Source organism: Achromobacter sp. PD1, assembly GCF_048541815.1.
GTDB classification, from domain to species: Bacteria; Pseudomonadota; Gammaproteobacteria; order Burkholderiales; family Burkholderiaceae_B; genus Achromobacter; species Achromobacter bronchisepticus_A.
Window position 1 is genome coordinate 5217444 of sequence record NZ_CP183349.1, and the last position, 25529, is coordinate 5242972.

Below are 25529 nucleotides of genomic sequence, written 5' to 3' on the forward strand. Positions count from 1 at the left end.
GGCGCCGGTCAGAACTTTTTCAACTGCTACGCCCGCATCCGCGCAAGCTGTGCTGAAACACGGCCATTTCCGCTCGAACATTACAGGAATGTAAACCGCCAGCAATCTGGCGGTCAGACGCGCCTCCCTATAGTTTCCCCTTTGTCCACACAGCGGCGGGGCGGCAATGCTTGAAGCGATGGATCTGGGTTGCATGCGCGCTGAGCGCCCGCTGTTCAAGCAGCTGACCCTGCGCGTGGCGCCCGGCGAATGCCTGTTCGTCCACGGACGCAACGGCAGCGGCAAGACCAGCCTGCTGCGCATTCTGGCGGGTTTGGCGCGGCCCGCCCGCGGCAAGGTGCTGTGGCAGGGGCTCGGCATCTCGCAATCCGGCAGCAGGTATCGCAGCCAGTTCTTCTATCTGGGCCATGCCGACGGCCTCAGTGGCGAACTCAGCGCCATCCAGAATCTGCGGGCGCTGCAGGCCACAAGCGGAGACGCGGACCGTCCCGCGGCGATTGCGTCTGCGCTGCGCGAGGCAGGCCTCGAAAGCAGGCAGCATCTTCCGATCCGTGCCCTGTCGGCTGGCCAGAGGCGGCGGGCAGCCCTCGCTCGCTTGCTTGCCGATTTCCGCCCCCTCTGGATTCTCGACGAACCCGTGACCGCCCTGGACGCCGCCGCCCACTCATGGCTGGCACGCGCCATGGATCGCCATCTGCGCGATGGCGGCGCGATCGTGGCGACGAGTCATCAGGAGATCGCGCTGGACCATGCGCACCAGCAGATCCGGCTTGGCCCCTAGCGCATGAGTTCCATGACGAAATCGTTCGCAGCCATTGCGCTGCGCGACCTGCGCATCGCCCAACGGCGCGCCAGCGACACGCTGACACCGCTGGCCTTCTTCCTGGTGGCCGCCAGCCTGTTCCCCCTGGCTGTCGGCCCCGAACGGGAAATGCTGCGCGCCATTGCGCCAGGCGTGCTCTGGGTGATGGCCTTGCTGTCCTGCCTGATGTCGCTGGGCCGCCTGTTCGAGGCAGACCATCGCGACGGTTCGCTGGAGCAGTTGATCCTGTCCGCCGCGCCCTTGCCGGTGATCGTGCTGGGCAAGGTCGCGGCCCACTGGCTGCTGTCCGGTTTGCCGCTGACCCTGCTTGCGCCTGTGCTGGGCCTGCAATTCGGCCTGGATGCCGCCGCCCTTCTGATCCTGACGCTGGGCCTGGCCATCGGCACGCCCGCGCTTGGCCTGATCGGCGCCATAGGCGCGGCGCTCACCCTGACCGCGCGCGGCGGCGGCGCGCTGCTGGCCCTGCTGGTGCTGCCCCTCTTCATTCCCATTCTGGTATTCGGCGCGGGCGCGGTACAGGCGGCCCAAAGCGGCCTGGGCGCGAATGCGCACCTGTCGCTGCTGGGCGCCGTGCTGGCCTTGTCCCTGTTCCTCGCGCCGCTGGGCGCGGCGGCCGCCATACGCATCTCGCTTGAATGAGGAGCCCATGATCCGCTGGTTTCACTATGCCTCGCCCAAGGCCTTCTATCCCCTGGCCGGAAAAGCGATCCCCTGGTTCGCCACGGCCGCGGTCCTGCTGGCCGCGGCCGGCCTCTATATCGGCTTTATCGCCGCGCCTGCCGATTTTCAGCAGGGCCAGGGCTACCGCATCATCTTCGTCCACGTCCCGGTCTCCTGGATGTCGATGTTCGTTTATCTGGTGATGGCGTTCTGGGCGCTGATCCACCTGGTTTTCAACAGCAGACTGTCGGCCATGATGATCGCCGCGCTGGCGCCCACCGGCGCGCTGTTCACGTTCCTTTCGCTGTGGACCGGCGCACTGTGGGGCAAGCCCATGTGGGGCGCCTGGTGGGTCTGGGACGCGCGTCTGACCTCGGAATTGATCCTGCTGTTCCTGTACGCGGGCTACATCGCGTTGAAGGCCGCCATCGACGATCCGCAGCGTGCCGACCGCGCCGGATCGGTGCTGGTGCTGGCCGGCGTGGTCAACATTCCCATCATCTATTTCTCGGTGCAATGGTGGAGCACCCTGCACCAGGGCGCTTCGGTCTCGCTGACCGCAGCGCCCAGCATGGCCGGCATCATGCTCGCCGGCATGCTGCTGATGTCCCTGGCCGCGTGGATGTACAGCATCGCAACGGCGCTGGCGCGCCTGCGCTGCATCGTGCTCGAACGCGAGCGGCACGCGGCCTGGATCCGCGAACAATGGAGTAGCGAATGATGCACTGGTCCAGTCTGGGCGAGTTCCTCGCCATGGGCGGTTACGCGGTTTACGTGTGGGGATCGCTGCTGATGACGGCGTTCCTGCTGGGCAGCGAGCAGCTGCTGCTGGCGCGCCGCCGCCGCGCGATCCTGGCGGGGCCGCACCCCGCTGAACGGCGGGAGGACAACGATGAATAAGCGGACGCGGCGCTTGTGGCTGGCCCTGGGCGGCCTGGCTTCGGTGGGCGTGGCCAGCGCCCTGGTGCTCAACGCCTTCCAGAGCAATCTGGTGTTCTTCTACACGCCCACCCAGGTCAGCAACAACGAAGCGCCGGCAGGACGCGCCTTCCGCGTGGGCGGCATGGTCGAAGCCGGCAGCGTGCAGCGCACGCCGGGCGCGCTGACCGTCCGTTTCGTCGTGACCGACACGGCCCACACCGTCCCCGTGGCCTATGAAGGCATCCTGCCGGACCTGTTCAGCGAAGGAAAGGGCGTCGTGGCGCAGGGCCGGCTGGACGGCGATGGCCTGTTCCGCGCCGACGAAGTGCTGGCCAAGCATGACGAGAACTACATGCCGCCCGAGGCGCAGCACGCGATCGATCAGGCCGTATCGCAGGCCGCACCGAAGACCGCCCCCCAGGAGGCCCGCTCCCGATGATTCCGGAACTCGCTCATTTCGCCCTGATCCTGACGCTGTTCGTGGCACTGGCGCAAGGCGCGCTCGCGCTGCGGGGCGCGGCCCTGGACCGTGCGGACTGGATCGCCATTGCCCGGCCCGCCGCACGGATCCAATTCCTGCTGGTGTCCTTCAGCCTTGCGGCGCTGGTCTGGTCGTTCGCGGCCAAGGACTATTCGGTGGCCTATGTGGCGTACAACTCGAATTCCCAATTGCCCTTGTTCTACCGCATCGCGGCGACCTGGGGCGGGCATGAAGGCTCGCTGCTGCTGTGGCTGTTCATGCAGACCGGCTGGGCCTGCGCGGTCAGCCTGCTGTCGCGGCAATTGCCGGACGCCATGGTCGCGCGCGTGCTGGGCGTGCTGGGCTTGATCAGCGCGGGTTTTCTGCTGTTCGTGTTGCTGACGTCGAATCCGTTCGAGCGCCTGGTCCCGGCCCCGGCCGACGGGCTGGACCTGAACACGCTGCTGCAGGACATCGGCCTGATCTTCCACCCGCCGCTGCTATACATGGGCTATGTGGGCTTCTCGGTGGCGTTTGCGTTCGCCATCGCCGCGCTGCTGTCGGGCAATCTGGACGCGGTCTGGGCCCGCTGGTCGCGGCCTTGGACCACGGCGGCCTGGCTGTTCCTGACCCTGGGCATCGCGGTCGGCAGCTGGTGGGCCTACTACGAGCTGGGCTGGGGCGGCTGGTGGTTCTGGGACCCGGTGGAAAACGCCTCCTTCATCCCCTGGCTGGCCGGCACGGCGCTGATCCACTCGCTGGCCGTGACCGAGAAGCGCGGCAGCTTCAAGAGCTGGACCGTGTTGCTGGCGATCGGCACGTTCTCGCTGGCGCTACTGGGCGCGTTCCTGGTGCGCTCGGGCGTGCTGACCTCGGTGCACGCGTTCGCCACGGATTCGGCGCGCGGCGTGTTCATCCTGGCTCTGTTCACGGTCACGGTCGGCAGTTCCCTGTTCCTGTATGCCTTGCGCGCGCCCCGGATAGGTCACGGCGGCCAGTTCGCGTTCGTATCGCGCGAGTCGCTCTTGCTGGTCAACAACGTGCTGCTCGCGGTTGCCGCCGCGAGCGTGCTGCTGGGTACGCTGTATCCGCTGATCATCGACGCGCTGGGCCTGGGCAAGCTGTCGGTCGGACCGCCCTACTTCAACGCGGTCTTCGTGCCGCTGATGGTGCCCGCGCTGCTGCTCATGGCGGTGGGGCCTATCGCCAACTGGAAATCGGCCGATGCCGCCAGCCTGCTCAAGCGCCTTGCGATTCCCGCATTGCTGGCCGTGCTGGCGGCCGCGGGCGCCCCCCTGCTCTTCGGCCGCTGGTCCGCGGGCGCGGCCTTGGGGCTGGGACTGGCCGTGTGGTTGGCGGCCGCCATCGCCGCAGACGTGGCCAAGCGCATCCGCGCGACCCGCGACCGCTGGTGGCGCCAGCCTCGCAGCTGGCTGGGCATGCATCTGGCTCATCTGGGCGTGGCGGTATTCGTCGCCGGGGTTGCGCTGGTGGGCAGCTACGAGACCGAACAGGATCTGCTGCTGCAACCCGGGCAAAGCGCGCCGGTGGCCTCCTACCGCGTCGAGTTCAAGGGCGTGGCACGCGTGCGCGGCCCGAACTACGAATCCGATATGGGTACCTTCGCGCTCTACCGCGGCGAAAAGCGCCTGCGCGACCTGCATCCCGAAAAACGCACCTATGCGTCCTCGGCGCTGCCGATGACGGAGGCGGCCATCGCCGCCAACGGCCTGCGCCACGTCTACGTCGCCCTGGGCGAACCCATGGAGCAAGACGCCTGGAGCGTGCGCCTGTACTACAAGCCCTTCGTGGACTGGATCTGGGGCGGCTGCATCCTCATGGCCCTGGGCGGCCTGCTGGCGATCAGCGATCCGCGCTACCGCCTGAAACGCCGCGAAAAAAAGCAGCCGCAACGCACAGTACCGCAGGCGCCGGCGGAGGCCCGGCCATGAGCCGCTACATCTGGCCCCTGGCGGGCTTCGTGGTGCTGGTGTTCTTTCTGGGAATAGGCCTGACCCTCAACCCGTCCGAAGTGCCGTCTCCACTTATCGACAAGCCCGCGCCCGCTTTCGCCCTGCCCGAACTGCATGAACCCCGCAAGACCTTCACGCCTGAGAGCATGAAAGGCCGGGTCTGGGTGTTGAACGTCTGGGCGTCGTGGTGCTATGCCTGCCTGACGGAACACCCCTATATCCAGGAGTTGTCATCGCAGCACGGCGTGCCTGTCATAGGCTTGAACTACAAGGACATACGGGACGAAGCCATCGCCTGGCTGGCGCGCAACGGCGATTCCTACGAGGCCTCCGTGTCCGACACCGACGGCAAGGTCGGCATCGACTATGGCGTCTACGGCGTGCCGGAGACCTTCGTCATCGACCAGGCCGGGACCATCCGCTACAAGCACATCGGCCCGGTGACGCGCGAATCCCTGCGCGACACCCTGCTTCCGCTGATCCGGGGGCTGCAATGAAGATACTCCTGCGCGTATTCGCGCTCTCGCTGGCGCTGGGCCACGGCGCGGCCGCCCATGGCTCGCCCGAGGACCGCCGCGTCACCGAGATCGCCTCGGAACTGCGCTGCCTGGTCTGCCAGAACGAATCCATCGCCGCCTCGCGAGCCGACCTCGCCGTCGATCTGCGGCGTCAGATCCGCCAGCAACTGGACGCCGGCAAGTCCGAGGCCAACATCCTGGCCTATATGGAGGCCAGGTACGGCGACTTCATCCTCTACCGGCCGCGCCTGAAAGCCTCCACGCTGCTGCTCTGGTTCGGCCCCGCCGCGCTGCTGGCCGCCGGGCTGGCCGCGCTGGCCCTGACCTTGCGCCGGCGCAGGCTGCGCCAGCACCGCCCCGCGCTGACGCCTGCGGAGCGCCGAGCCGCCGACGCCCTGCTCGGCATCGACGCTGAAAAAGGACCTGGAACATGATGCAGTTTTTCTATCTGTCGGCCGCCTTGATGGCCGCCGTCGTGACCCTATGGTTGATCGCCGCGTTGCGGCGCACGCCCGCCGCCAGCGCCGCGGACAAGCGCCGGGCGGCGAACGTGGCGGTGCTGCGCGACCAGCTGCACGAACTTGAACGGGACCGCGCAAACGGCATCCTGTCGCAAGACGCCTTCGTGGAAGCGCGCACCGAACTGCAGCGCCTGGCGCTGGAAGAAGCCAGCCAGACGCAAGGGCATGCACCCGCGCCCGGCCGCGGCCGTCTGCTGCCCGCCAGCCTGGCCATCGCGCTGCCGCTGGCAGCCATACTGGTCTATGTCGCCCTGGGCAATCCTGGCGCCATCGCGCCGCCCCCGGCGCCTGCCGCCCAGCCCCAAGTCACCGCCGCCGACATCCAAGCCATGGTGGCAAAACTGGAGGCCCGGCTGGCCGCCAATCCCGACGACTATCAGGGATGGCTGATGCTGGCCCGGTCCCACCGCTACTTCGGCAGGCACGCCGACGCGGTCCAGTCCTTTGCCCGGGCCGCGCCGGTGGTGGACAACAACCCGGCAGCGCTGGCCGAATACGCCGAATCCCTGGTGCTCAGCGCCAACAGGGGCTTCGGCGGGCAGCCTGACCAGCTGTTGCGGCGCGCGCTGGACCTCAACCCCGAGGAGCCGTTGGCCCTGATGCTGGCGGGCGCAAGCCGCTTCGACCAGCGCGACTTCCCGGCAGCCATCGATTTCTGGCAGCGCCTGCTGGCCAGGCTGCCTGCCGGCAGCGACATGGCGCGCACGGTCAACGAGGGCATCGCGCTGGCCCGCGAGCGCCAGCGCGAAGGCGCGGCGCCATGACCGCGGCGGCGCGTCATGCTTGACCTGTCCCTCATCGGTTTCGCCACTGCCTTCATCGCGGGGACCGCGTCGTTCCTGTCGCCTTGCGTGCTGCCGCTGGTGCCAGGCTACCTGTCCTACATCGCGGGCGGATCCGGCGCGTCCGCGGACGATGGCCGCACGCTGCGCTGGCGCATGCTGGGGCTGGCGGCCTGCTTCGTGGCCGGCTTCTCCGCCGTCTTCGTCATATTCGGCGCCAGCGTCACGGCGCTGAGCCGCCTGCTGCTGTCCTACCGCTACGAACTGAACCTGGCCGCAGGCGCCATCATTGCGCTGGCGGGCCTGATGCTGCTGGGCGTGCTGCGCCTGCCCGCCTGGGCCCAACGCTACTACCGGTTCGATCCGGCGGGCAAGGGCAGCCCCGGCAGCGCCGCTGTTCTGGGCCTGGCGTTCGGCTTCGGCTGGACCCCTTGCATCGGCCCGATCCTGGCCGGCATCCTGGCGCTGGGCGCGGCGTCAACCAGCGTGGGGCAGGGCGTGGCCCTGCTGGGCGTCTACGCGCTGGGGTTAGGCGTCCCCTTTTTAGCCGCAGCCTGGTTCATGAGCCCCTTCCTGCGCCGCATGCAGGGTTTGAAACGCGCCGGCCGGATCCTGCGGATCCTGACCGGGCTGATCCTGATCGTGATGGGCTGGGCCATCGCCACCGGCCAATTGGCCCGTTTCGCCATTTGGATGCTGCTGACCTTCCCCGCCTTGGGCAGGCTGGGCTGAGCCAGGTCAAAACCCGTCCGATCAAACGCTTGACCTTGACATCATTGGAATCTTTATAGTGACACCCATCAGCAGGAAATTCCAAGTTTTCAAGGAGCGGATATGAGTGCCATCCCAGCAGACAGCGTCGCGGTCAGCCTGCCTATCGAAGGCATGACCTGCGCCTCGTGCGTGGGCCGGGTCGAAAAGGCCTTGAAGGCCGTGCCGGGCGTCAACCAGGCCAGCGTCAACCTGGCGACCGAACGCGCCGACATCACGTTTGCAGGCACGCCGGACGTTGCCGCCGCCGTGCAGGCGGTGCAGAAGGCGGGTTATGCCGTCGCCGAAACCACGATCGAACTGTCGGTCACCGGCATGACCTGCGCCTCGTGCGTGGGCCGCGTCGAAAAAGCCCTGAAGGCGGTGCCCGGCGTCAGCAGCGCCAGCGTCAACCTCGCCACCGAGCGCGCCAGCATCACCGCAGCCGGCGGCGTGCCCGCCAGCGCCCTGATCCAGGCCGTGGCCAAGGCCGGCTACGAAGCGAAGCCGCTGGCCGCCGAAGCCAGCGACACCGACGCCGTGGCCGAACGCCAGGCCGCGGAACTGAAGTCGCTCAAGCGCGCCCTGACCGTGGCCACGATCTTCGCGCTGCCCGTGTTCATCCTGGAAATGGGCGCGCACATCGTGCCGGCGTTCCACCACGTCATCGCCGAAACCATTGGCACGCAGAACAGCTGGTACCTGCAATTCGTGCTGGCCAGCATCGTGCTGTTCGGCCCCGGCCTGCGCTTCTTCAAGAAGGGCATCCCCGCGCTGCTGCGCGGCGCGCCCGACATGAACTCGCTCGTCGCGGTGGGCACCTCCGCCGCCTATGCCTATTCGGTGGTCGCCACCTTCGCGGCCGGACTGCTGCCCGCCGGCACCGTCAACGTCTATTACGAGGCCGCCGCGGTCATCGTGGCGCTGATCCTGCTGGGCCGCTACATGGAGGCGCGCGCCAAGGGCAATACGTCCGAAGCCATCAAGCGCCTGCTCGGCCTGCAAGCCAAGACCGCGCGCGTCGTGCGTAACGGCACGACGCTGGAACTCGCCATCAAGGAAGTGGTGGCGGGCGACCTGATCGAAGTCCGCCCCGGCGAGCGCATCCCGGTGGACGGAGAGGTCGTGGAAGGCAACAGCTACATCGACGAGTCCATGATCAGCGGCGAACCCGTGCCGGTCGAAAAGCAGCCCGGCTCCGAAGTGGTCGGCGGCACCGTCAACCAGAATGGCGCGCTGACGTTCCGCGCCACCAAGGTCGGCGGCGACACGCTGCTGGCGCAAATCATCCGCATGGTCGAACAGGCGCAAGGCTCCAAGCTGCCGATCCAGGCCTTGGTGGACCGCATCACGATGTGGTTCGTGCCTGCCGTCATGGCGGCCGCCGTCCTGACCTTCATCATCTGGCTGACGTTCGGCCCCGAACCCGCCCTGACCTTCGCGCTGGTCAATGCCGTGGCCGTGCTGATCATCGCCTGCCCCTGCGCCATGGGCCTGGCAACGCCGACCTCCATCATGGTGGGCACGGGCCGCGCCGCGCAGATGGGCGTGCTGTTCCGCAAGGGTGAAGCGCTGCAGTCGCTGAAGGACGCCCAGGTCGTGGCCGTGGACAAGACCGGCACGCTGACCAAGGGCCGCCCCGAGCTGACCGACCTGATCGTCGCGCCGGGCTTCGAACGCGCCGCCGTGCTGGGCAAGGTCGCCACCGTCGAAGCCAAGTCCGAACACCCGATCGCGCAAGCCATCGTGGACGCGGCGCGCGCCGAGAACATCGCGCTGGGCACGATCTCGCAATTCGAATCGATCACCGGCTTTGGCGTCAGCGCCCGTGTCGACGGCGACCTGGTCGAGATCGGCGCCGACCGTTTCATGCGCGAACTGGGCCTGAGCGTCGAATCCTTCGGCTCGGACGCCGCGCGCCTGGGCGACGAAGGCAAGACGCCGCTGTACGCTGCCATCAACGGCAAGCTGGCCGCCATGATCGCCGTGGCCGACCCCATCAAGGAAACCACGGCCGCCGCCATTCGCGCCCTGCATGACCTGGGCCTGAAGGTCGCCATGATCACCGGCGACAACCGCCGCACCGGCGAAGCCATCGCCCGCCAGCTCGGCATCGACGAAGTCGTCGCCGAAGTGCTGCCCGACGGCAAGGTCGCGGCGGTGCAGCGCCTGAAGCAGCAGTACGGCCCCATCGCCTACGTGGGCGACGGCATCAACGACGCGCCGGCCCTGGCCGAAGCGGACGTGGGCCTGGCCATCGGCACCGGCACGGACATCGCCATCGAAGCCGCCGACGTGGTGCTGATGTCGGGCGACCTGGGCGGCGTGCCCAACGCCATCGCCCTGTCCAAGGCCACCATCCGCAACATCAAGCAGAACCTGTTCTGGGCCTTCGCCTACAACGTGGCGCTGATCCCGGTAGCGGCGGGCCTGCTGTACCCGGTCAATGGCAGCCTGCTGTCGCCGGTGTTCGCGGCGGGCGCGATGGCCCTGTCCAGCGTGTTCGTCCTGAGCAACGCGCTGCGGCTGCGCCGCTTCGCGGCGCCCTTCCCGGCCCGCGGCTGAGCGGGACTTCCCGGCAGGCGCCAGGAAGCGCCCTTCCTGCTGGTTCTACTGCTTCGGCGCGCTGGCCACCAGCGCGCCGAATTTCTTGTCCAGCTCCGCCAGCGCATCATTGATGTAGGCGCGGCGCGCCTTGATCCAGGCGTCCTGCTCGGCCAGCTGCGCGCGCGCCTCCTTCAGCATGCGGTCCATTTCCGCCGGCTGCGGACCGCCCGAAGTGGCGCGGTTCTTGACGATGGCCACGGGGTCCAGCGTCGAGCGGAACTCCGCCTCGCTCATCGGCAGTTCGTTGCCGTACTTCGAGTCCTTCATGGCGTCCGCATAGATGCGGCGCGCCTGTTCGTACGGAAAGTCCAGCGGCTTGATGTTGTTGGTCTTGGCGTAGCTGACGACCTCGGACGCGAAGTGGTGGCCGTCGCGGAACGGCAGCTTGTACTTGCGCATCAGCACGTCGGCCAGTTCCTGCGAGGCGGTCCAGTCGCTGTTCAGTTCCTCCAGCGCCCGCTCGGGGCTGAGAACCATCGCTTTCAGCACCCGGTCCCAGCGCTTGAGCGCCGAAATGCCGGCGTCCACCATGGCGGAATTCTGCTTCACGTCCTTCGGGTCGCTCATGCCGGGCGTGATGTTGTGCGTCTGCACCACCGGCCCCATGGCCAGCGTCACGGCGGTGGACGCATCGCTGCGGGTGTCGTTGAGCAAGCCGGGATTACGCTTCTGCGGCATGGCGCTGGACACGTAGGTATTGCCGCCGCCCTCTTCCAGCAGGATCCAGGGACGCGGCTGGGCGTACTGCGTCATCACGTCCTCGACGAAATTGCCCGTGCGCAGCGCGATGCTGGCGACGATGGACGCGACTTCGACGGGCTGATCCATGGACGAGATCTGCGAGGCGTCATAGGCGTTGTCGACCAGCGCGGCAAAGCCCAGGTATTGCGCCATGCGCTTGCGGTCCAGCGGCCAGCTGGTGCCGTTGAGCACCGTCGTACCCATGGGCGAACGGTCGATGCGCACATAGGCTTCGCGGATGCGTTGGGCGTCGCGCGCCAGGCCGGCGGCCTGCCCCAGCAGATAGTGGCCATAGCTGTTGGGCTGCGCGGCCACGCCGTTGGTGTAGTTCGGCACGATGGTCGCGGCATGCTTGCCCGCCAGTTCCACCAGGGTGGTGGAGGTGGCGTTCAACTGGGCCGCCAGGTCCAGCAGCTTGTCGCGCAGGATGGCGCTGCGGTAGGTCGCGTGCATGTCCTGGCTGGAGCGCCCCGCGTGCAGCAGCGTCACGTCCTCGCCCGCCGCCTTGATCAGCAGCGGCTCGAAGGTAATGACGCTGGCCGGCCGCTTGGCGCCGGGCTGGTTGCCGTCGTTGATCACCTTGGCCACGCCGGCCGCCAGTCGCGGCGCCATGGACTTGTCCAGCAGCCCCTCGTCCGTGTTGATGACGGCGGTGGCCTTGTTGATCTCGCCCAGCCAGAAGAACGGATCGCGCGGCACGGAGGCCGCGGGCTGGGCTTGCTGGGCCGATGCCTGCGCGCCGAGCGTAAAGGCAAGCGCGGCGCCCAGGGCGGGAAGTAGATGTCTCATGGCTGTCTCGTTAGGATGGCGAGCGGCCAGTGTATCGGCGGGCCTGGCGGCGGGAAATGGCGGATTTCACCGAGCCATCCGCCCGCATGTGCCGGCAGGATCTTCAGGACTTGGTCAGCCTGACCAGCATCTTTCCCGTGTTGGCGCCCTTGAACAGCCCGATGAAGGCCTCGGGCGCACGCTCCAGCCCATCCACCACCGTTTCCCGCAGCTGCACCTGTCCGGCCTTGATCCACGCGCTCATCCGGGGAATGAATTCCGGCAGTACGTCAATGTGATCGGATGCGATCAGGCCCTGCAGCTTGATGCACTTTTCAATGGCCGAAAACAGGTTGCGCACGCCGACGGCCGGCTTGCCCTCGTTGTAGCCCGAGATCATGCCGCACAACACGAAACGCGCGTGATCGCGAGCCAGCGCCAGCGCGCTGTCCAGGTGGTCGCCGCCAACGTTGTCGAAATAGATGTCGATGCCCTGCGGCGCGGCCTGCGCCAGCGCCGCGGTCAGGTCAGGCGCGTTGCGGTAGTCGATGACCGCGTCGGCCCCGGCCACGTCGCGCAGCCAGCGCGCCTTGTCCTCCGACCCCGCGGACGCCACCACGCGCAACCCCATCCGCTTGGCCATCTGGACCACCACGCTGCCGACCGCGCCGCTGGCTGCGGACACGAAAATGGTCTCGCCTGCTTGCGCGTTGGCGATCCGCGTCAGCCCCACGTAGGCCGTCAAGCCCGGAAAGCCCAGCGCGCCCAGATAGGTCTGCAAGGGAATGCCGTCGTCGGCGACAGGGGTGGCGTGCGCCGCGTCGATCAGCGCGTGCTCGCGCCACCCGGCGAAATGCACCACGCGGTCGCCTGTAGCGAAGCGCGGATCGGCGCTCTGCTCGACCACGCCGACCGCCGCGCCGTCCATCACCTGATCCAGCGCGAACGGATCGATGTAGCTCTTGCGTTCATCCATGCGGCCGCGCATGTACGGATCTACCGACATCCACAGATTGCGGACCAGGATCTGCCCCGGCTTGGGCGCGGGCAGCGTTGTTTCGACCAGCGCGAAGTCGGCTGGCGTGGGCAGCCCCGTGGGGCGATGCTTCAAGTGGATTTCCCGGGTGGCGATGGACATGGCGGACCTCATTGAAAAGAGTAGGAAGAGAAAGGGTCAGCGCGCGGCTCGTGAGCCAGGCGCCGCGTACGACAAGCCGAGCGCGTGCGCATCCGACAGGCCGCGCACGCGCGCCTCGTCGTCACCGCTCTCGACATCAAGAAACAGGTGCGTGCGCACATCGCTCACGCCGCTGTAATGGAAGACCCCGTGTTCGATCTGCGTTGCAATCGCGGCGCGGTAGCCGTGTCCGTCATAGGCTTGCGCGCCGGCGCCGCCGGTCGCGATCAGGCGCACGCGCTTTCCGGCCAGCCGGCCGGGCTGCCCGTCGCCGACGCCGAAAGCCCATCCCTTGGTGAACACGCGATCGATCCAGCCCTTGACCAGCGCCGGCATGCTCCACCAGTAGACCGGGAACGCCAGCACGATCAGGTCGGCGGCCTCCACCCGCAATTGCTCACGCCGCGCGTCGCCGGGCAAGTTGCCGTTGCCGCGATAGAAGGCCAGGTCGGCCGCGGTCATGCGCGGGTCGAAGGACTCCGCGTCCAGGTCCGCCCAGACGACGCGGGCCCGGCCGCCAGCCTGGACGCCGGCCACGTAGCGCTCGGCAAGCGTGGCGGAGTAAGAGCCAGCAGGCGCGCTGGCGGCGATAACCAGGATGTTCATGTTGGCCCTTTGTGTCGCGATGACGATGAGCCATTGAATCATCTACCCATCAGATAAAATAGTTCAATATTTCGTTAAAACCTATCTAACCGGTAGATATATATGCCGCCTCGGATTTCGCTGGAGCAATGGCAGGCCCTGGTCGCCGTGGTGGACGCGGGCGGCTATGCCCAGGCCGCCGACGCGCTCAGCAAATCGCAGTCGACCATCAGCTACGCGATCCGCCAGATCGAGGAGCGGCTGGGCGTGGCCGTGTTCGCCATGGACGGACGCAAGGCCTTGCTCACGGACGACGGCAAGATCCTCTACCGGCGCGGCAAGTCGCTTGTGGGCGAGGCCCAACGCCTGGAACGGGCGGCGGCCAATCTGGCCAAGGGACGGGAGCAGATGCTGACGCTGGCCGTGGAAAGCCTGTTTCCGACGGACCTGCTGTTGCGCTGCCTGGACAGGATTGCCGGCGAGTTCCCCGAGACACGCATCGAACTTCACGAATCAGTGGTCGGCGGCACGGATGAACTGTTGCTATCGGGCGAGGCCGACCTCGCCATCTGCGCCGACCACATTCCGGCCGGCCATGTCGGCGACGCGCTGCTGCGCTATTGCGCGATCGCGGCGGCCGCGCCGTCGCATCCCCTGCACCAGATGAACCGTCCGCTGTCGCTCGAAGACCTCAAGGCGCATCGCCATCTGGTGATCCGCGACAGCGGCCGCCAGCGCGTGCGGCCCAGTGTCTGGGACGTCGCCGAGCAGCGCATCACCGTCAGCCACAAGAGCACGTCGATACGCGCGGCGTGCATGGGCATGGGCTTCGCGTGGTATCCGCAGGACTGGATCCGCGAACAGTTGGCCTCGGGCGAATTGAAGCCGCTGCCGCTGCTGGATGGCGCGCAGCGCTGGGGCGCGCTGTACCTGGTCTACCCCGATCCCGACGCAGCAGGACCTGGCGCGCGCCGCCTGGGCCAGATACTGCGCGAGGAGAGCCAGAAATCCGAATGAAACCGCGGCGCGGGCAGCCCGTCCGCGTCCTTTGGCCTTAACATACCGCCCAAAAACCACACCATGCGCCCATGCCCCGTCCGAATCTGACCAACGCCGAAACCCTGTGCCAGATCGCCAAGCTGGGCAGTTTCCGCGCCGCAGCCGAACGGCTGCACACTTCCCAACCCGCCGTCTCGGCGCGCATGAAGGAGCTGGAGCAGTCGCTGGGCTTTCCTCTCTTCGAGAAGCGCGGCCGCCGGCTGGAACTTACGGTGCCCGCGCGCCGTTTCGTCGAACGCGTGGAACCGCTGCTGCTGGCAGTGGAAGACGCCTTCACCGACGCGGAGGCCGTCAATAACGCTGCCGGCACGGTGCGCATCGGCATGGGCGAGATTTCCATGACCTGGTTTTCACGCGTGGTGCCCGAGCTGCGCCGCGCCCTGCCGCGCGTTTCCTACGAGATCGAGCTGGACCTCGCGGTCAAGCTGCAGGAGCACCTGACGTCCGGCGCGCTGGACATCGCGATCATGGCCAATCATCTGCGCGACGACCAGTTCATCTGCGAGTCGCTGGGTACGACCCGCATGTCGTGGATGGTCTCGTCCCGGCTGCTGAGCAACGCTGAAGGCCAGCCTCGCACCATGCAATCGCTACTGCAAACCGAGCCGCTGTGGTGCGTATCGCGCCCGTCGGGTTTCTTCGGACCGGCGCAGGACGAGCTGCGCGACATGGGAGCCAACCTGGACAACATCTGCAGTTGCAATCGCCTGAACAGCCTGATCGAAGTCGTCGAGGCGGGCGGCGGCATCGCGCAGTTGCCGGAAATGATGGTGGCCGAACAAGTTCGCGCCGGCACTCTGGTGCTGGTGGACCCGGCGCAGACGCCGCTGACGCTGGAGTTCACCATCGCCATCCACCGCAACCAGGGCCAGTCCGTCGTCCATCAGGTCGCCGAAGCCCTTGCCCGCCTGGGCAAGGCGGCTACCGGCCACGCCTGATGACTCGCGGCCGCGTTCAGGCGTCGAGCAGCGCGCGCTTCTGCACTTTGCCGCTGGCGTTGCGCGGCAACTCAGTCATGAACTGCACGTGCTCGGGTACCTTGAAATATGCGAGCCGCCCGGCGCAATAGGTCTTGATGGCATCCGCATCCGCCTGGTGCCCGGCGTGCAGCACGACGAAAGCCTTGACCGACTGGTCGCGCACCGGATCGGGTATGCCCACCACGGCCACGTCGCGCACGGCGGGATGCCCCATCAAGGCCTCTTCCACCTCCGCCGCCGAGATGTTCTCGCCAGCCCGCTTGATCACTTCCTTCTTGCGGCCGAAGAAAAAGAAGTTGCCCTTGGCATCCTGGTAGCCGAGGTCCCCCGTGTGCAGCCAGCCGCCCTCGAACACGGCCTGCGTCGCCGCCGGGTCGCGGTAGTAGCCCAGGGTCAGCGTGCGCCCAGGACGTCCGCGCACCACGATCTCGCCGACTGCGCCCACGGCCACCGGCCGGTTGTCGTCGTCGACCACGAACACTTCGCGGTCGGGCGTGGCGCGCCCGATGGACGGATAGGCCGAGGGCGAGGCATGGGGCTGCAAGGTGATGTAAAGCATGGTCTCGGACTGCCCGTAGCCGTTGCGCAACGGGATACGGAAACGCTCGATGAACGCCGCGATCTCGGCTTCCGAAATATTGATGGCATAGCCCGCGTACCGCACCTGATGCGCCGTATCGAAAGGCGTGGGCGGCTGGTTCAGCAAGGTGCGGCACAGCATGCCGGACAGGCTGCATATCGTGATGCGGTGTTCGATGAGCTGGCGCAGGTAGCGCGTGGCGCTATAGCGTTCCCCGATCACCGCGGTGGCGCCCGCGGTCAGGCAGGACAGCACGGTTTCCTGGCAGTTGGCGTGGAACAGCGGCTTGTTGTTGAACACGCGGTCAGCGCGGCCTATGCCGCTGTTGGCCGCGCCCGCCTGGCCACACCAGAGCAGGTTGGCGTGCGTGAGCATCACCCCCTTGGGCCGCGCCGAAGTACCCGACGTGTACAGGATCTGCGCAAGGTCGTCGCTGCATAGCTCGGGCTCGCGGTAATCCGCGGACGTCGCAGCCAGCGCGCCGCTCACGCCTTCCGGCCCCAGGCTGCCGCGCGCCACCGGCACGATTTCCGGGCCTTGATCCATCGCGTCGCGGACTTCGCGGATCAACGCTTCGTGCGCGGGCTCGACCAGCGCCAGCGCGGGCTGACAATGCTCAAGCTGATAGGCTACTTCCGGCGCAGTGAGATGGATGTTGCCGGCCACGATGACGGCGCCCGCCAGCATCAGGCCCATCCACAGCGGCACGTACTCTGCGGTGTTGCCCATGAAAACGAATACGCGGTCGCCCGGCTGCACGCCGCGCGCCTGCAAGCCCGCGGCGAATGCGCGGGCCGCCTCGCGCAACTGGATGAAGCTCATCTGGCTGATGTCGCCGTTCTGGTACTCATGCACGATCGCCAGCTTATGCCCGTGGCACAGCGCCTGTTCATCGAGCAAATCCGTGATCCCGCGGTTTCCTGCTGCGTCCATCCAGCCTCCGGCTATTCTGATTTTTCAACGGCGCGCCGGCTCCTTGCGGCTGCGCCCATGAGTAGGAAAATCAGTATAGGTAGCGGCATTTCGCGGCACTAGCTAAACGTTTTTATGCATATCCATCAAGGTTTTTCATGCATGCCGGCAAGGCTGAATGATTGATGGGATTTATGCTTTTCCATCAAAACGTTTGCTTAGTCGCCAGCTGTCGGAAAACCTATACTCCGGTTCAAAGAGGCCACGCAGCAGAAGCGCCGGCCAGACCAAGAAGAATGCAAAACTGGAGGAGCTGCCGTGCAAGAGGCATCGATCAAGGACCAGGTTTCGGCCGAGGAATGGGCAGTGCGCGTAGACCTCGCCGCAGCCTATAACCTGGCTGTCGAAATGCGTATGACCGACCACATCTATACGCATATCTCGGCGAGGGTTCCCGGCGCCCAGCCGCACTTCCTGATCAATGCCTACGGGCTGATGTTCAACGAAATCACCGCGTCCAACCTGGTCAAGGTGGACATAGACGGCGGCATCCTGCTGGACCAGACCGGCCTGGGCATCAACCCCGCCGGCTTCGTCATCCATAGCGCCATCCATCGCGTCCGCCACGACGCGGCCTGCGTCATGCATACGCATACCGCAGCCGGCATCGCGGTATCCGCGCAAGAGGCCGGCCTGCTCATGATTTCGCAGCATGCCATGCGCTTTCACAACCGCATCGGCTACCACGACTACGAAGGCGTCGCGCTCGACATGGACGAACAGCAGCGCCTGATCGCCGATCTCGGCCCCCACAGCGCGATGATCCTGCGCAATCACGGCCTGCTGGTCTGCGGCGCCAGCGTGCCAGACGCCTTCGACGCCATGTTCTATCTGGAGCGCGCCTGCCAGGCGCAGGTCGCGGCACTGGCCGGCGGCCTGCCGCTTGTAACACCCTGCGCCGCAGTTGCCGAGAAGGTCGGCCGCCAGTTCGACCGCCTCGACCGTCCGTCCCGCCACAAGCACTGGCCTCCCCTGCTCCGGCTGCTGCAACGCATCCGGCCCGAATACCAGGAATAGCGGCAACCGCGCCGCCCCCTGGCGGCCACTTTTCGTAGAGTAGAAATGGAAGATGCTCATCAATGCCGCGTCGCGGTATATGGTGCGGGCGCGATCGGCTGTCTGCTCGCCGCGCGCCTGGCCCAGGCTGGCTGCGAGGTGACCATGATCGCCCGCGGACAAACGCTGGCCGCCCTGCGGCAACATGGCGTCGGCTTGACGGCTGACGGCGCCACGCGCCACTACCCGGTGCGCGCCACCGACGATCCGCGTCAGGTGCGCGGCGCGGACTACCTGATTCTTGCGGTCAAGCAACAGGCGCTGGACGATATCGCCGCGCACCTGGCGCCGATGCTGGCGCCGCAAGGCGCCGTGGTGCCGGCCGTAAACGGCATCCCCTGGTGGTATCTGCCCACGCTGGACAGCCCGCTGGGCAACATGCCGCTGCAAACGGTGGATGGCCGCGGTGCCCTCTGGCAAGCGCTGCCATTGGAGCGGGTGCTGGGCGCCGTGGTGTACATCGCAGCGAACGCCACCGCGCCTGGCATCACGGCCCAGAACGCACGCAACACTCTCATACTCGGCGAACCGGACGGCTCCAGGTCTGCGCGGGCCGACCGGCTCGCCGGACTGTTGCACGCTTCAGGCCTGCAATGCGAGGTCAGCGGCGACATCCACCAAGCGGTCTGGGTCAAGGCGATGGGCAATGCCACCTTTAACCCCTTGAGCGTGCTGGCCCACGCCACCATGGAGGCCATGGTTCGCGATCCCCATCTCGGCAAACTGGCGCGCGCCATGCTGGGCGAGTACCTGGCGCTGGGCCAGGCGCTCGGGCTTGCGCTGCCGGTGACGGTCGAGCAACGCATGCAGGCAGCCGCCAGCGCGGGCGCCGCCCAGACCTCGATGTTGCAGGACGCGCTGCAAAACAAGCCGTTGGAAATCGACGCCATCGTCGGCGCCATGATCGAGATCGCAGCAAAGCTGAACCTGGACATGCCCCACGCCAACACGGTCTGGGGATTGATCCGGCACCGGAACCTCAGCGCAGGCGCCATCTGAACACCCCACCTAGAAAACCACAGGAGACAATCCATGAAATGGCTATCGCATTGCCTGGCCGCAACCCTGATCTGCACGGGCGCAGCCGCCCACGCCCAGGACTATCCCAACAAGCCCATCAACATCGTGGTGCCCTTCACGCCGGGCGGCGTCACCGACGTGATGACCCGGCAGGTCGCAGCCAAGCTGCAGGCAGATCTGGGCCAACCGGTGGTAGTGGTCAACAAGCCCGGCGCCGGCACCATGATCGCCTCGGCCTATGTGGCCAAGGCGCCGGCCGACGGCTATACGCTGCTGATGGCGGCATCGTCCCTGGGCATCGCTCCCAGCCTGTACAAGAACACCGCGAACTATGACCCGGTCAAGGATTTCCAGCCCGTTTCGCTAATCGCCAGCGTGCCTCACGTGCTGGTGACGGGCAAGCAGGTGCAGGCGTCCAGCGTGAAGGAATTGATCGCCACGCTCAAGAAAGACGGCAAGTCGGCGACCTTCGCCTCTTCCGGCAACGGCACGTCCAACCACCTGGAGGGCGAGCTGTTTGCCGCGCTGACCGGCCTGAAGATGACCCACATCCCCTACAAGGGCAGCGTTCCGGCGCTGACCTCCTTGGCAGGCGGTGAAGTCGACATGCTGTTCGTGGACATCGCGGCCGCGCAGCCCTTTCTCGACAGCGGCAAGGTACGGCCGCTCGCCGTCACCACCAAGACGCGGTCCTCGGTGCTGCCCGACCTGCCCACGGTCGAGGAATCCGGCCTGCCCGGCTACGACGCCATGCCCTGGCTGGGGATCGTGGCCCCGGCCGGCACGCCGCCCGCGGTCGTCGCGAGGCTGCAAGCATCCCTGCAGAAGATGAAGGCGGCGCCCGACGTGCAAGAGCAGTTCAAGAAAATGGGCCTGGACGCCCTGTTCACCAAGCCGGGCGATTTCGGCGCCTTCATCGTCAGCGACAGCGCCAAATGGGCCGAGTTGATCAAGAAGTCCGGCGCAACCGCCGAGTAGGCCGACACCCCCAACCCCCACGCCATTCCAGGAAGGACCCTTACATGCATCGCGATACTCCGGCCCCGGCAAAACCGCTCGGCAACGACGTGTGGGAGGCCACGCTCAAGCGCGCGCTGGCCAGCGCCAACATCCCCACCTTGCTCATGGTGCTGGTGCACCTGACGGGCGACACGCAGTGGCTGTCCGAACGCTACCAGTGTTCGCGCATCCGTGGCCTCGAAGACAACGACCCCGGCGGGCTGCCGCAAGCCGTGCAGGAGGAAATCCGTGAAGCCGCGTACTCGGCCATCCTGCGCAGCCGCAGCGGCCACCCGCCCAGACTGCCCGCCCCCACGCACGAACAGCTGGTCGCGATGCTGCGCACCAGCATCGGGGAAACCGTTCCCGACTCGTACGGCCCCATGATCGCCGCCTGGCTGGGACTGGATCCGGACTTCGCGCTGGAGCAACGCCATGCGTTCCGGGTGCCGCGAGGCTATCGGGTCCTGGTCATCGGCGCCGGCGTGGCCGGCCTGTGCGCCGCGATCCGCCTGCAAGGCGCGGGCATTCCTTATGTCGTGATCGAGAAGAACGCCGAAGTCGGCGGCACCTGGTACGAGAACCGCTACCCCGGCGCGGGCGTGGACACCCCCAACCACATCTACTCGTACTCGTTCGCCAAGCACGACTGGTCGCGCTACTTCGCCCTGCAAGGCGAGATCCAGGGCTATTTCGAAAGCGTCGCCGACCAGCATGGCGTACGCTCCAACATCCGCTTCAACACGCGCGTGGAGTCCGCCCGCTACGACGAAGCCGCACTGTGTTGGAACGTACGCACGGTCGGGCAGGACGGCCAGGTCCAGGACTACGTGGCGGACATCGTCATCAGCGCGGTCGGTCTGTTGAACGTACCCAAGCTGCCCCCCATACCCGGCCTGGAGAGTTTCAAGGGCCCCTGCTTCCATACGGCGAACTGGCCGGAAGGCCTGGACCTGCGCGGCAAGAACGTGGGCATCATCGGCAACGGCGCCAGCTCCATGCAGGTCGTGCCCGCCATCGCCGACCAGGTCCGCTCCCTGACCGTGTTCCAGCGCTCCAAGCAATGGGCCGCGCCGTTCGAGAAATTCCAGAAGCCCGTGCCAGAGGACGTCCGCTTCCTGCTGCGCGAGGTACCGTATTACCAGGAGTGGTATCGCCAACGCCTGGCCTGGATCTTCAACGACCGGGTGCACGCGACGCTGCAAATCGATCCGCAATGGCCGCACCCCGAGCGCGCCATCAATGAGATCAACGACAAGCACCGCGAACACTTCACCAGCTACATCAAGGCGGAACTCGGCGAACGCCAGGATCTGCTGCCCGACGTTCTGCCCGACTACCCGCCCTTCGGCAAACGCATGCTGATGGACAACGGCTGGTTCCGAACCATGGCGCGGGACCATGTCGAGTTGGTCACCGGCGGCATCGCGCGGGTCACGGAAAACGCAGTGGTGAGCGACAACGGCCAGGCGCACGAACTGGACGTGCTGGTGGTCGCCACCGGTTTCGACGCGATCAATCTGCTGTCCTCGTTCAAGCTCTACGGCCGCGGCGGACGCTCGATCCGCGAGGCCTGGGACGAAAAGGGAGCCGAGGCCTTCATGGGAGTCGCGGCGCCCGGCTTTCCCAACCTGTTCATCCTGGCCGGTCCCAACACCGCGCTGGGCCATGGCGGCAGCGTCGTCGCCCTGCTGGAGACCCAGGTGCGCTATGTCATGGGCCTATTGCAGCAAGGACTGGACAAGGCCGGCGGACGCTTCGAGATTGAAGTCCGCAGGGACAGGCACGACGCCTATAACGCCCGCGTCCAGGCCGCCCACGACCGCATGATCTGGACCCACAAAGGCATGAGCAACTGGTATCGCAACGCGCATGGCAAGGTGGTGGCGCCCACCCCGTTCCGCAACGACGACTACTGGCACATGCTGCGCAAGACGGACATGGGCGACTACCACTACCGCCCGGCGTCTCGCGTGAATGAAGCCGAGCCGTCCGCATCCGACCGCGTCGAGATTGCCTGAATGCCACAAGCGCAGAAGAAGCGTTGCCTGGTGCTGGGCTGCGGCGGCGTGACAGGGCTGGCCTGGGAGATCGGCATTCTGGCGGGCCTGGCGCGCCACGACGTCGACCTCTGCTGCGCGGACTTGTTCATCGGTTGCTCCGCCGGTTCCGTCGCCGGCGCGCAACTGGCGCTGGGCGTCCCGCCCATGCAGCTGCTGGCGACGCAGCTGTGCGGGACAGGCGCCGAACAATACCGTCCGTACTCGCAACAGGCGGCTGACGACAAGAACCGCGAGCTGTACGGCAAAGTGGGCGCTGACCTGGGGCAGGCGCGTCGGCGCATCGGCGCCTATGCGCGGCGCTCCGCCACGCCCACACTGGCAGAACGCCGCGCCATCATCGCCTCCCGTCTGGGCGCAAGCGACTGGCCCTCCCGTCCATTGCTGGTGGTCGCGGTCGACACGGCCACCGGCGAAGGGCGCAGTTTCAGCGCCGCCGACCAGGTCGATTTCATCGATGCCATCGCCGCCAGCTGCGCCGTGCCGGGCGCCTGGCCAGCCGTGCCCATCGGCGGCGCGACCTACATGGACGGCGGCATCCGTTCCATGACCAATGCCGATATGGCGGCCGGCTACCAGCAGGTCGTGGTGCTGGCGCCGCTGGGTTATCGGGAAGGGAATCCTGTCAGCGGCCATCTGCGGCGCGAACTGCAGACCCTGTGCGAGGCCGGCAGCCTGGTCCACGCCGTGCTGCCCGACGCGGCCAGCGTACAGGCCATCGGCGACAACGTGCTGGACCCTGCGCGGCGCGCCGACGCCGCCGAGGCCGGGCTGCGCCAGGCATCGGCGATCGCGCAAGCCCTGCGGCAAGCGTGGCGCTGATCCTGTCCCGCATTCCGCCCAGCGCTGTTCCCGTCAGAAAGCGGTCTGCTCACTTTCCTGAATGTGGCAGGTATCGACATACCGCCAGCACCCTAGACTCCCCGTTCAAGCCCGGCCGCCACGCGGCCTGGCCCCACCACGAACGCGGAGTGAACCATGAACGCATCACCGGCTGGCCTTAGACCCGCCGACTTCTTTTCCCCCACCGTCGCAGCCCTGATCTCGGTGCTGGTGAACTACGGCGGCACCTTCGTGCTGGTGTTCCAGGCGGCGGAGCTGGCCAGGCTGACGCCGGCCCAGACCGCGTCCTGGGTGTGGGCGGTTTCCATCGGCGTCGGCATCACCGGCGCGCTGCTGAGCTGGCGCTACAAGGCGCCCGTCATCACGGCCTGGTCCACGCCCGGCGTGGCGTTCCTGGCGACCGTGATGCCGTTCACGCCCTACGGCGAGGTCATCGGCGCCTACATCCTGTCGGCGCTGGGCTTCATCGTGCTCGGCCTGTCCGGCGCATTCGAGAAGCTGGTGCGCATGATTCCGGGCGGCATCGCCGCCGGCCTGCTGGCCGGCATCCTGCTGCAATTCGGCGTCAATGCCTTCGGCGGGGCCAGCGCCGATCCGCTGCTGGTGATCGTGCTGGTCATCTCCTACGCCCTGCTCAAGCGCTACACCTCGCGCTTCGCGGTGGTCGGCATCCTGGTCATTGGCCTGGGACTGCTCATCGCGCAAGGCCGCATCGACTTCTCGGCGGTCCACCTCAGTCTGGCCGCGCCGGTATTCGAGATGCCGCGGTTCTCGCTGCAGGCGCTGCTGGGCGTCGCCTTGCCGCTTTTCATCATCACGCTGACAGGGCAATACATGCCCGGCATGCTGGTGTTGCGCAACGACGGCTACCAGACCAGCGCGAATCCCATCCTCACCGTCACGGGCCTGGGCTCGCTCATCATGGCGCCCTTCGGCGCGCACGCCTTCAACGTCGCGGCGATCACCGCCGCGATCTGCACCGGCCGGGATGCGCATCCGGATCCGGCCAAGCGTTACCTCGCGGGCCTGGCCTGCGGCGTGTTCTACATCCTGGTGGGCACCTTCGGCGTCACGCTGGCGACCTTGTTCATGGTGCTGCCCAAGGCGTTCATCACCACGCTGGCCGGCCTTGCCCTGCTGGGCGCGATCGGCGGCAGCCTGGCCAATGCGATGGCCGACGCCCGCACCCGCGAAACCGCGCTCATCACCTTTCTGGCCACTGCCGCCAACGTCACCCTGCTGGGCGTGGGCGGCGCGTTCTGGGGCCTGGTCGCCGGCCTGACCGCGCACCTGCTGATCCATGGGGGCCAGCGAGCGCTGGCCGCCAATTCTTGACCTCCCGTCGCCACTTGCCAATCGAAACAGGAACCACCGTGACGAACACCGATCTTCCCGACAGCCTCGCGCTGCCTAGTGTCAACGCCCAGCCCCTGGCGCAGGCCGATCCCGGCATCTGGGGCGCCATCGACGCCGAACGGCGCCGGCAGAGGCACTCGATAGAACTCATCGCCTCCGAGAACTTCGTCAGCCGCGCGGTGCTGGAAGTCCAGGGCTCCGTGCTGACGAACAAGTACGCCGAAGGCTACCCCGGCCGCCGCTATTACGGCGGCTGCGTCAACGCCGACGTGGCCGAGGAAATCGCAATCGAGCGCGCCACGCGTCTGTTCGGCGCCCGCTACGCCAACGTACAGCCCCACTCCGGTAGCCAAGCCAACCAGGCGGTCTACCTGGCGCTGCTGGCGCCCGGCGACAAGATCCTGGGCCTGGACCTGAAGGCGGGCGGACACCTGACCCATGGCTCCAAGGTCAACATGTCGGGACGCTGGCTGCAGGCGCTGAGCTACAGCGTCGATCCCGCCACGCACCGGGTGGACATGGACGAGGTCGAGCGCATCGCGCGCCAGGAAAGACCCAAGCTCATCATTGCGGGCGGCTCGGCCTACTCGCGCACGCTGGACTTCGCACGCTTTCGCGCCATTGCCGATGAGGTGGGCGCGATCTTCATGGCGGACATGGCCCATTTCGCCGGCCTGGCCGCGGCCGGCGCGTATCCCTCGCCGGTGCCGCATGCGCACGTCACGACCACCACCACCCACAAGACCTTGCGCGGTCCGCGCGGCGGCATGATCCTGACCAACGACAGCGAGCTCGCCCGCAAGATCGATGCGGCCGTATTCCCGGGCCTGCAGGGCGGTCCGCTGATGCACATCATCGCCGCCAAGGCCGTGGCCCTGGGTGAAGCGCTGCAGCCCGCCTTCCGCACCTACGCCCACGCCGTGGTCGAGAATGCGCGCGTTCTGTGCCGCCGGCTGGCCGAAGGCGGCCTGTCCATCGTGTCTGGCGGCACGGACTGCCATCTGGGCGTGGTCGATCTGCGGCCCTGGGGGTTGGCCGGCAATACCGCGGAGCAAGCGCTGGAACAGGTTGGCATCACCTTGAACAAGAACGCCGTCCCCAACGATGCCGCCAAGCCTGCCGTCACCTCCGGCATACGCGTGGGCAGCGCCGCCTGCACGTCGCGCGGCATGGGGCCCGCCGAATTCCAGGAAATCGGCGACATGATCCTGGCCTTGCTGGGCGGCGTGCGCGCCGGGGCCGTCGACGCCCGCACGGAAAGCGCCATCCGCGAAGGCGTGGCCGGGCTGGCCAGGCGCTTCCCGCTGCCGTACTGAAG

Annotated in this window: 24 protein-coding genes; 20 read left to right on the forward strand and 4 right to left on the reverse strand. The window is 67.1% G+C overall.

Features of this window, described 5'->3' with window-relative positions; translation table 11 throughout:
- Positions 1-166: 166 nt before the first annotated feature.
- The 11 genes from ccmA to ACM1PE_RS24535 all read left to right on the forward strand — a co-directional run bounded on the left by ccmA (position 167) and on the right by ACM1PE_RS24535 (position 9973).
- A complete protein-coding gene (gene ccmA, locus ACM1PE_RS24485; protein WP_419341228.1) occupies positions 167-781 on the forward strand; it encodes a cytochrome c biogenesis heme-transporting ATPase CcmA in 615 nt (204 codons plus the stop codon).
- A gap of 12 nt (positions 782-793) precedes the next feature.
- Positions 794-1462 (forward strand): heme exporter protein CcmB, encoded by a 669-nt coding sequence (gene ccmB, locus ACM1PE_RS24490; protein WP_251879029.1) that lies wholly within the window; start codon positions 794-796, stop codon positions 1460-1462.
- Between the two features lie 7 nt (positions 1463-1469).
- Positions 1470-2204, forward strand: a complete 735-nt coding sequence (ccmC, locus tag ACM1PE_RS24495; protein ID WP_059371219.1) for a heme ABC transporter permease CcmC — start codon at positions 1470-1472, stop codon at positions 2202-2204.
- The gene (gene ccmD / locus ACM1PE_RS24500) at positions 2201-2383 is read left to right on the forward strand and encodes a heme exporter protein CcmD (protein WP_316253428.1); all 183 of its coding nucleotides are present in this window, start codon (positions 2201-2203) and stop codon (positions 2381-2383) included. The genes ccmC and ccmD overlap by 4 nt, the downstream gene beginning before the upstream one ends.
- Positions 2376-2843, forward strand: a complete 468-nt coding sequence (gene ccmE, locus ACM1PE_RS24505) for a cytochrome c maturation protein CcmE (RefSeq protein ID WP_251879025.1) — start codon at positions 2376-2378, stop codon at positions 2841-2843. The genes ccmD and ccmE overlap by 8 nt, the downstream gene beginning before the upstream one ends.
- On the forward strand, positions 2840-4816 hold the full coding sequence (locus ACM1PE_RS24510; protein ID WP_419341230.1) for a heme lyase CcmF/NrfE family subunit: 1977 nt from the start codon (positions 2840-2842) through the stop codon (positions 4814-4816). The genes ccmE and ACM1PE_RS24510 overlap by 4 nt, the downstream gene beginning before the upstream one ends.
- Positions 4813-5334: a DsbE family thiol:disulfide interchange protein gene (locus ACM1PE_RS24515; protein ID WP_251879021.1), complete on the forward strand. Its 522-nt coding sequence runs from the start codon at positions 4813-4815 to the stop codon at positions 5332-5334. Before ACM1PE_RS24510 ends, ACM1PE_RS24515 begins: the two co-directional genes overlap by 4 nt.
- A complete protein-coding gene (locus tag ACM1PE_RS24520) occupies positions 5331-5789 on the forward strand; it encodes a cytochrome c-type biogenesis protein (RefSeq protein WP_419341231.1) in 459 nt (152 codons plus the stop codon). Before ACM1PE_RS24515 ends, ACM1PE_RS24520 begins: the two co-directional genes overlap by 4 nt.
- Positions 5786-6640, forward strand: coding sequence for a c-type cytochrome biogenesis protein CcmI (ccmI, locus tag ACM1PE_RS24525; protein ID WP_419341232.1), 855 nt, complete (start codon positions 5786-5788; stop codon positions 6638-6640). The genes ACM1PE_RS24520 and ccmI overlap by 4 nt, the downstream gene beginning before the upstream one ends.
- A 15-nt stretch (positions 6641-6655) precedes the next feature.
- Entirely contained in the window at positions 6656-7390 is a 735-nt protein-coding gene (locus ACM1PE_RS24530; protein ID WP_419341234.1) for a cytochrome c biogenesis CcdA family protein, read from the forward strand.
- A gap of 102 nt (positions 7391-7492) precedes the next feature.
- Positions 7493-9973 (forward strand): heavy metal translocating P-type ATPase, encoded by a 2481-nt coding sequence (locus ACM1PE_RS24535; RefSeq protein WP_419341236.1) that lies wholly within the window; start codon positions 7493-7495, stop codon positions 9971-9973.
- A 45-nt stretch (positions 9974-10018) separates the two neighbouring features.
- On the opposite strand, the gene ACM1PE_RS24540 is transcribed toward ACM1PE_RS24535, so the two are convergent.
- The 3 genes from ACM1PE_RS24540 to ACM1PE_RS24550 all read right to left on the reverse strand — a co-directional run bounded on the left by ACM1PE_RS24540 (position 10019) and on the right by ACM1PE_RS24550 (position 13307).
- Positions 10019-11545, reverse strand: a complete 1527-nt coding sequence (locus tag ACM1PE_RS24540) for an argininosuccinate lyase (protein WP_419341238.1) — start codon at positions 11543-11545, stop codon at positions 10019-10021.
- Between the two features lie 103 nt (positions 11546-11648).
- On the reverse strand, positions 11649-12662 hold the full coding sequence (locus tag ACM1PE_RS24545) for an NADP-dependent oxidoreductase (RefSeq protein WP_419341240.1): 1014 nt from the start codon (positions 12660-12662) through the stop codon (positions 11649-11651).
- Between the two features lie 36 nt (positions 12663-12698).
- The gene (locus ACM1PE_RS24550) at positions 12699-13307 is read right to left on the reverse strand and encodes an NAD(P)H-dependent oxidoreductase (RefSeq protein WP_419341242.1); all 609 of its coding nucleotides are present in this window, start codon (positions 13305-13307) and stop codon (positions 12699-12701) included.
- Between the two features lie 102 nt (positions 13308-13409).
- On the opposite strand from ACM1PE_RS24550, the gene ACM1PE_RS24555 reads away from it, so the two are divergent.
- Positions 13410-14303 (forward strand): LysR family transcriptional regulator, encoded by an 894-nt coding sequence (locus tag ACM1PE_RS24555; RefSeq protein WP_118931552.1) that lies wholly within the window; start codon positions 13410-13412, stop codon positions 14301-14303.
- Positions 14304-14374: 71 nt separating this feature from the next.
- A complete protein-coding gene (locus ACM1PE_RS24560) occupies positions 14375-15283 on the forward strand; it encodes a LysR family transcriptional regulator (RefSeq protein ID WP_059371207.1) in 909 nt (302 codons plus the stop codon).
- Positions 15284-15299: 16 nt separating this feature from the next.
- Here the strand turns inward: ACM1PE_RS24560 and ACM1PE_RS24565 are convergent, their stop codons facing one another.
- Positions 15300-16838: an AMP-binding protein gene (locus ACM1PE_RS24565; protein WP_419341244.1), complete on the reverse strand. Its 1539-nt coding sequence runs from the start codon at positions 16836-16838 to the stop codon at positions 15300-15302.
- A 297-nt stretch (positions 16839-17135) separates the two neighbouring features.
- On the opposite strand from ACM1PE_RS24565, the gene ACM1PE_RS24570 reads away from it, so the two are divergent.
- The 7 genes from ACM1PE_RS24570 (at position 17136) to ACM1PE_RS24600 (ending at position 25527) form a co-directional block, all read left to right on the forward strand.
- Positions 17136-17894, forward strand: coding sequence for a class II aldolase/adducin family protein (locus tag ACM1PE_RS24570; protein WP_419341246.1), 759 nt, complete (start codon positions 17136-17138; stop codon positions 17892-17894).
- Between the two features lie 45 nt (positions 17895-17939).
- Complete coding sequence (locus ACM1PE_RS24575; RefSeq protein WP_419341247.1) at positions 17940-18932, forward strand: ketopantoate reductase family protein; 993 nt, start codon at positions 17940-17942, stop codon at positions 18930-18932.
- A gap of 33 nt (positions 18933-18965) precedes the next feature.
- Positions 18966-19931 carry a Bug family tripartite tricarboxylate transporter substrate binding protein gene (locus ACM1PE_RS24580; protein WP_118931549.1) on the forward strand — a complete coding sequence of 322 codons (966 nt, stop codon included), beginning with the start codon at positions 18966-18968 and terminating at the stop codon, positions 19929-19931.
- A gap of 44 nt (positions 19932-19975) precedes the next feature.
- Entirely contained in the window at positions 19976-21973 is a 1998-nt protein-coding gene (locus ACM1PE_RS24585) for an NAD(P)-binding domain-containing protein (RefSeq protein WP_419341248.1), read from the forward strand.
- Complete coding sequence (locus ACM1PE_RS24590; protein WP_419341250.1) at positions 21974-22834, forward strand: patatin-like phospholipase family protein; 861 nt, start codon at positions 21974-21976, stop codon at positions 22832-22834. It abuts the gene before it with no gap.
- Between the two features lie 156 nt (positions 22835-22990).
- Entirely contained in the window at positions 22991-24190 is a 1200-nt protein-coding gene (locus tag ACM1PE_RS24595; protein WP_059371200.1) for a benzoate/H(+) symporter BenE family transporter, read from the forward strand.
- 38 nt (positions 24191-24228) lie between these two features.
- Positions 24229-25527, forward strand: a complete 1299-nt coding sequence (locus tag ACM1PE_RS24600; protein WP_165867765.1) for a serine hydroxymethyltransferase — start codon at positions 24229-24231, stop codon at positions 25525-25527.
- The last annotated feature ends 2 nt before the right edge of the window (positions 25528-25529 follow it).

Coding starts and splice junctions, on each gene's coding strand:
- ACM1PE_RS24550 (WP_419341242.1), bottom strand. CDS start 13,307: ATGAACATCCTGGTTATCGCCGCCAGCGCGCCTGCTGGCTCTTACTCC.
- ACM1PE_RS24540 (WP_419341238.1), bottom strand. CDS start 11,545: ATGAGACATCTACTTCCCGCCCTGGGCGCCGCGCTTGCCTTTACGCTC.
- ACM1PE_RS24515 (WP_251879021.1), top strand. CDS start 4,813: ATGAGCCGCTACATCTGGCCCCTGGCGGGCTTCGTGGTGCTGGTGTTC.
- ACM1PE_RS24555 (WP_118931552.1), top strand. CDS start 13,410: ATGCCGCCTCGGATTTCGCTGGAGCAATGGCAGGCCCTGGTCGCCGTG.
- ACM1PE_RS24585 (WP_419341248.1), top strand. CDS start 19,976: ATGCATCGCGATACTCCGGCCCCGGCAAAACCGCTCGGCAACGACGTG.
- ccmB (WP_251879029.1), top strand. CDS start 794: ATGACGAAATCGTTCGCAGCCATTGCGCTGCGCGACCTGCGCATCGCC.
- ACM1PE_RS24580 (WP_118931549.1), top strand. CDS start 18,966: ATGAAATGGCTATCGCATTGCCTGGCCGCAACCCTGATCTGCACGGGC.
- ACM1PE_RS24575 (WP_419341247.1), top strand. CDS start 17,940: ATGGAAGATGCTCATCAATGCCGCGTCGCGGTATATGGTGCGGGCGCG.
- ccmA (WP_419341228.1), top strand. CDS start 167: ATGCTTGAAGCGATGGATCTGGGTTGCATGCGCGCTGAGCGCCCGCTG.
- ccmD (WP_316253428.1), top strand. CDS start 2,201: ATGATGCACTGGTCCAGTCTGGGCGAGTTCCTCGCCATGGGCGGTTAC.
- ACM1PE_RS24545 (WP_419341240.1), bottom strand. CDS start 12,662: ATGTCCATCGCCACCCGGGAAATCCACTTGAAGCATCGCCCCACGGGG.
- ACM1PE_RS24520 (WP_419341231.1), top strand. CDS start 5,331: ATGAAGATACTCCTGCGCGTATTCGCGCTCTCGCTGGCGCTGGGCCAC.
- ACM1PE_RS24535 (WP_419341236.1), top strand. CDS start 7,493: ATGAGTGCCATCCCAGCAGACAGCGTCGCGGTCAGCCTGCCTATCGAA.
- ACM1PE_RS24510 (WP_419341230.1), top strand. CDS start 2,840: ATGATTCCGGAACTCGCTCATTTCGCCCTGATCCTGACGCTGTTCGTG.
- ACM1PE_RS24560 (WP_059371207.1), top strand. CDS start 14,375: ATGCCCCGTCCGAATCTGACCAACGCCGAAACCCTGTGCCAGATCGCC.
- ccmC (WP_059371219.1), top strand. CDS start 1,470: ATGATCCGCTGGTTTCACTATGCCTCGCCCAAGGCCTTCTATCCCCTG.
- ACM1PE_RS24595 (WP_059371200.1), top strand. CDS start 22,991: ATGAACGCATCACCGGCTGGCCTTAGACCCGCCGACTTCTTTTCCCCC.
- ACM1PE_RS24530 (WP_419341234.1), top strand. CDS start 6,656: ATGCTTGACCTGTCCCTCATCGGTTTCGCCACTGCCTTCATCGCGGGG.
- ACM1PE_RS24565 (WP_419341244.1), bottom strand. CDS start 16,838: ATGGACGCAGCAGGAAACCGCGGGATCACGGATTTGCTCGATGAACAG.
- ccmE (WP_251879025.1), top strand. CDS start 2,376: ATGAATAAGCGGACGCGGCGCTTGTGGCTGGCCCTGGGCGGCCTGGCT.
- ccmI (WP_419341232.1), top strand. CDS start 5,786: ATGATGCAGTTTTTCTATCTGTCGGCCGCCTTGATGGCCGCCGTCGTG.
- ACM1PE_RS24590 (WP_419341250.1), top strand. CDS start 21,974: ATGCCACAAGCGCAGAAGAAGCGTTGCCTGGTGCTGGGCTGCGGCGGC.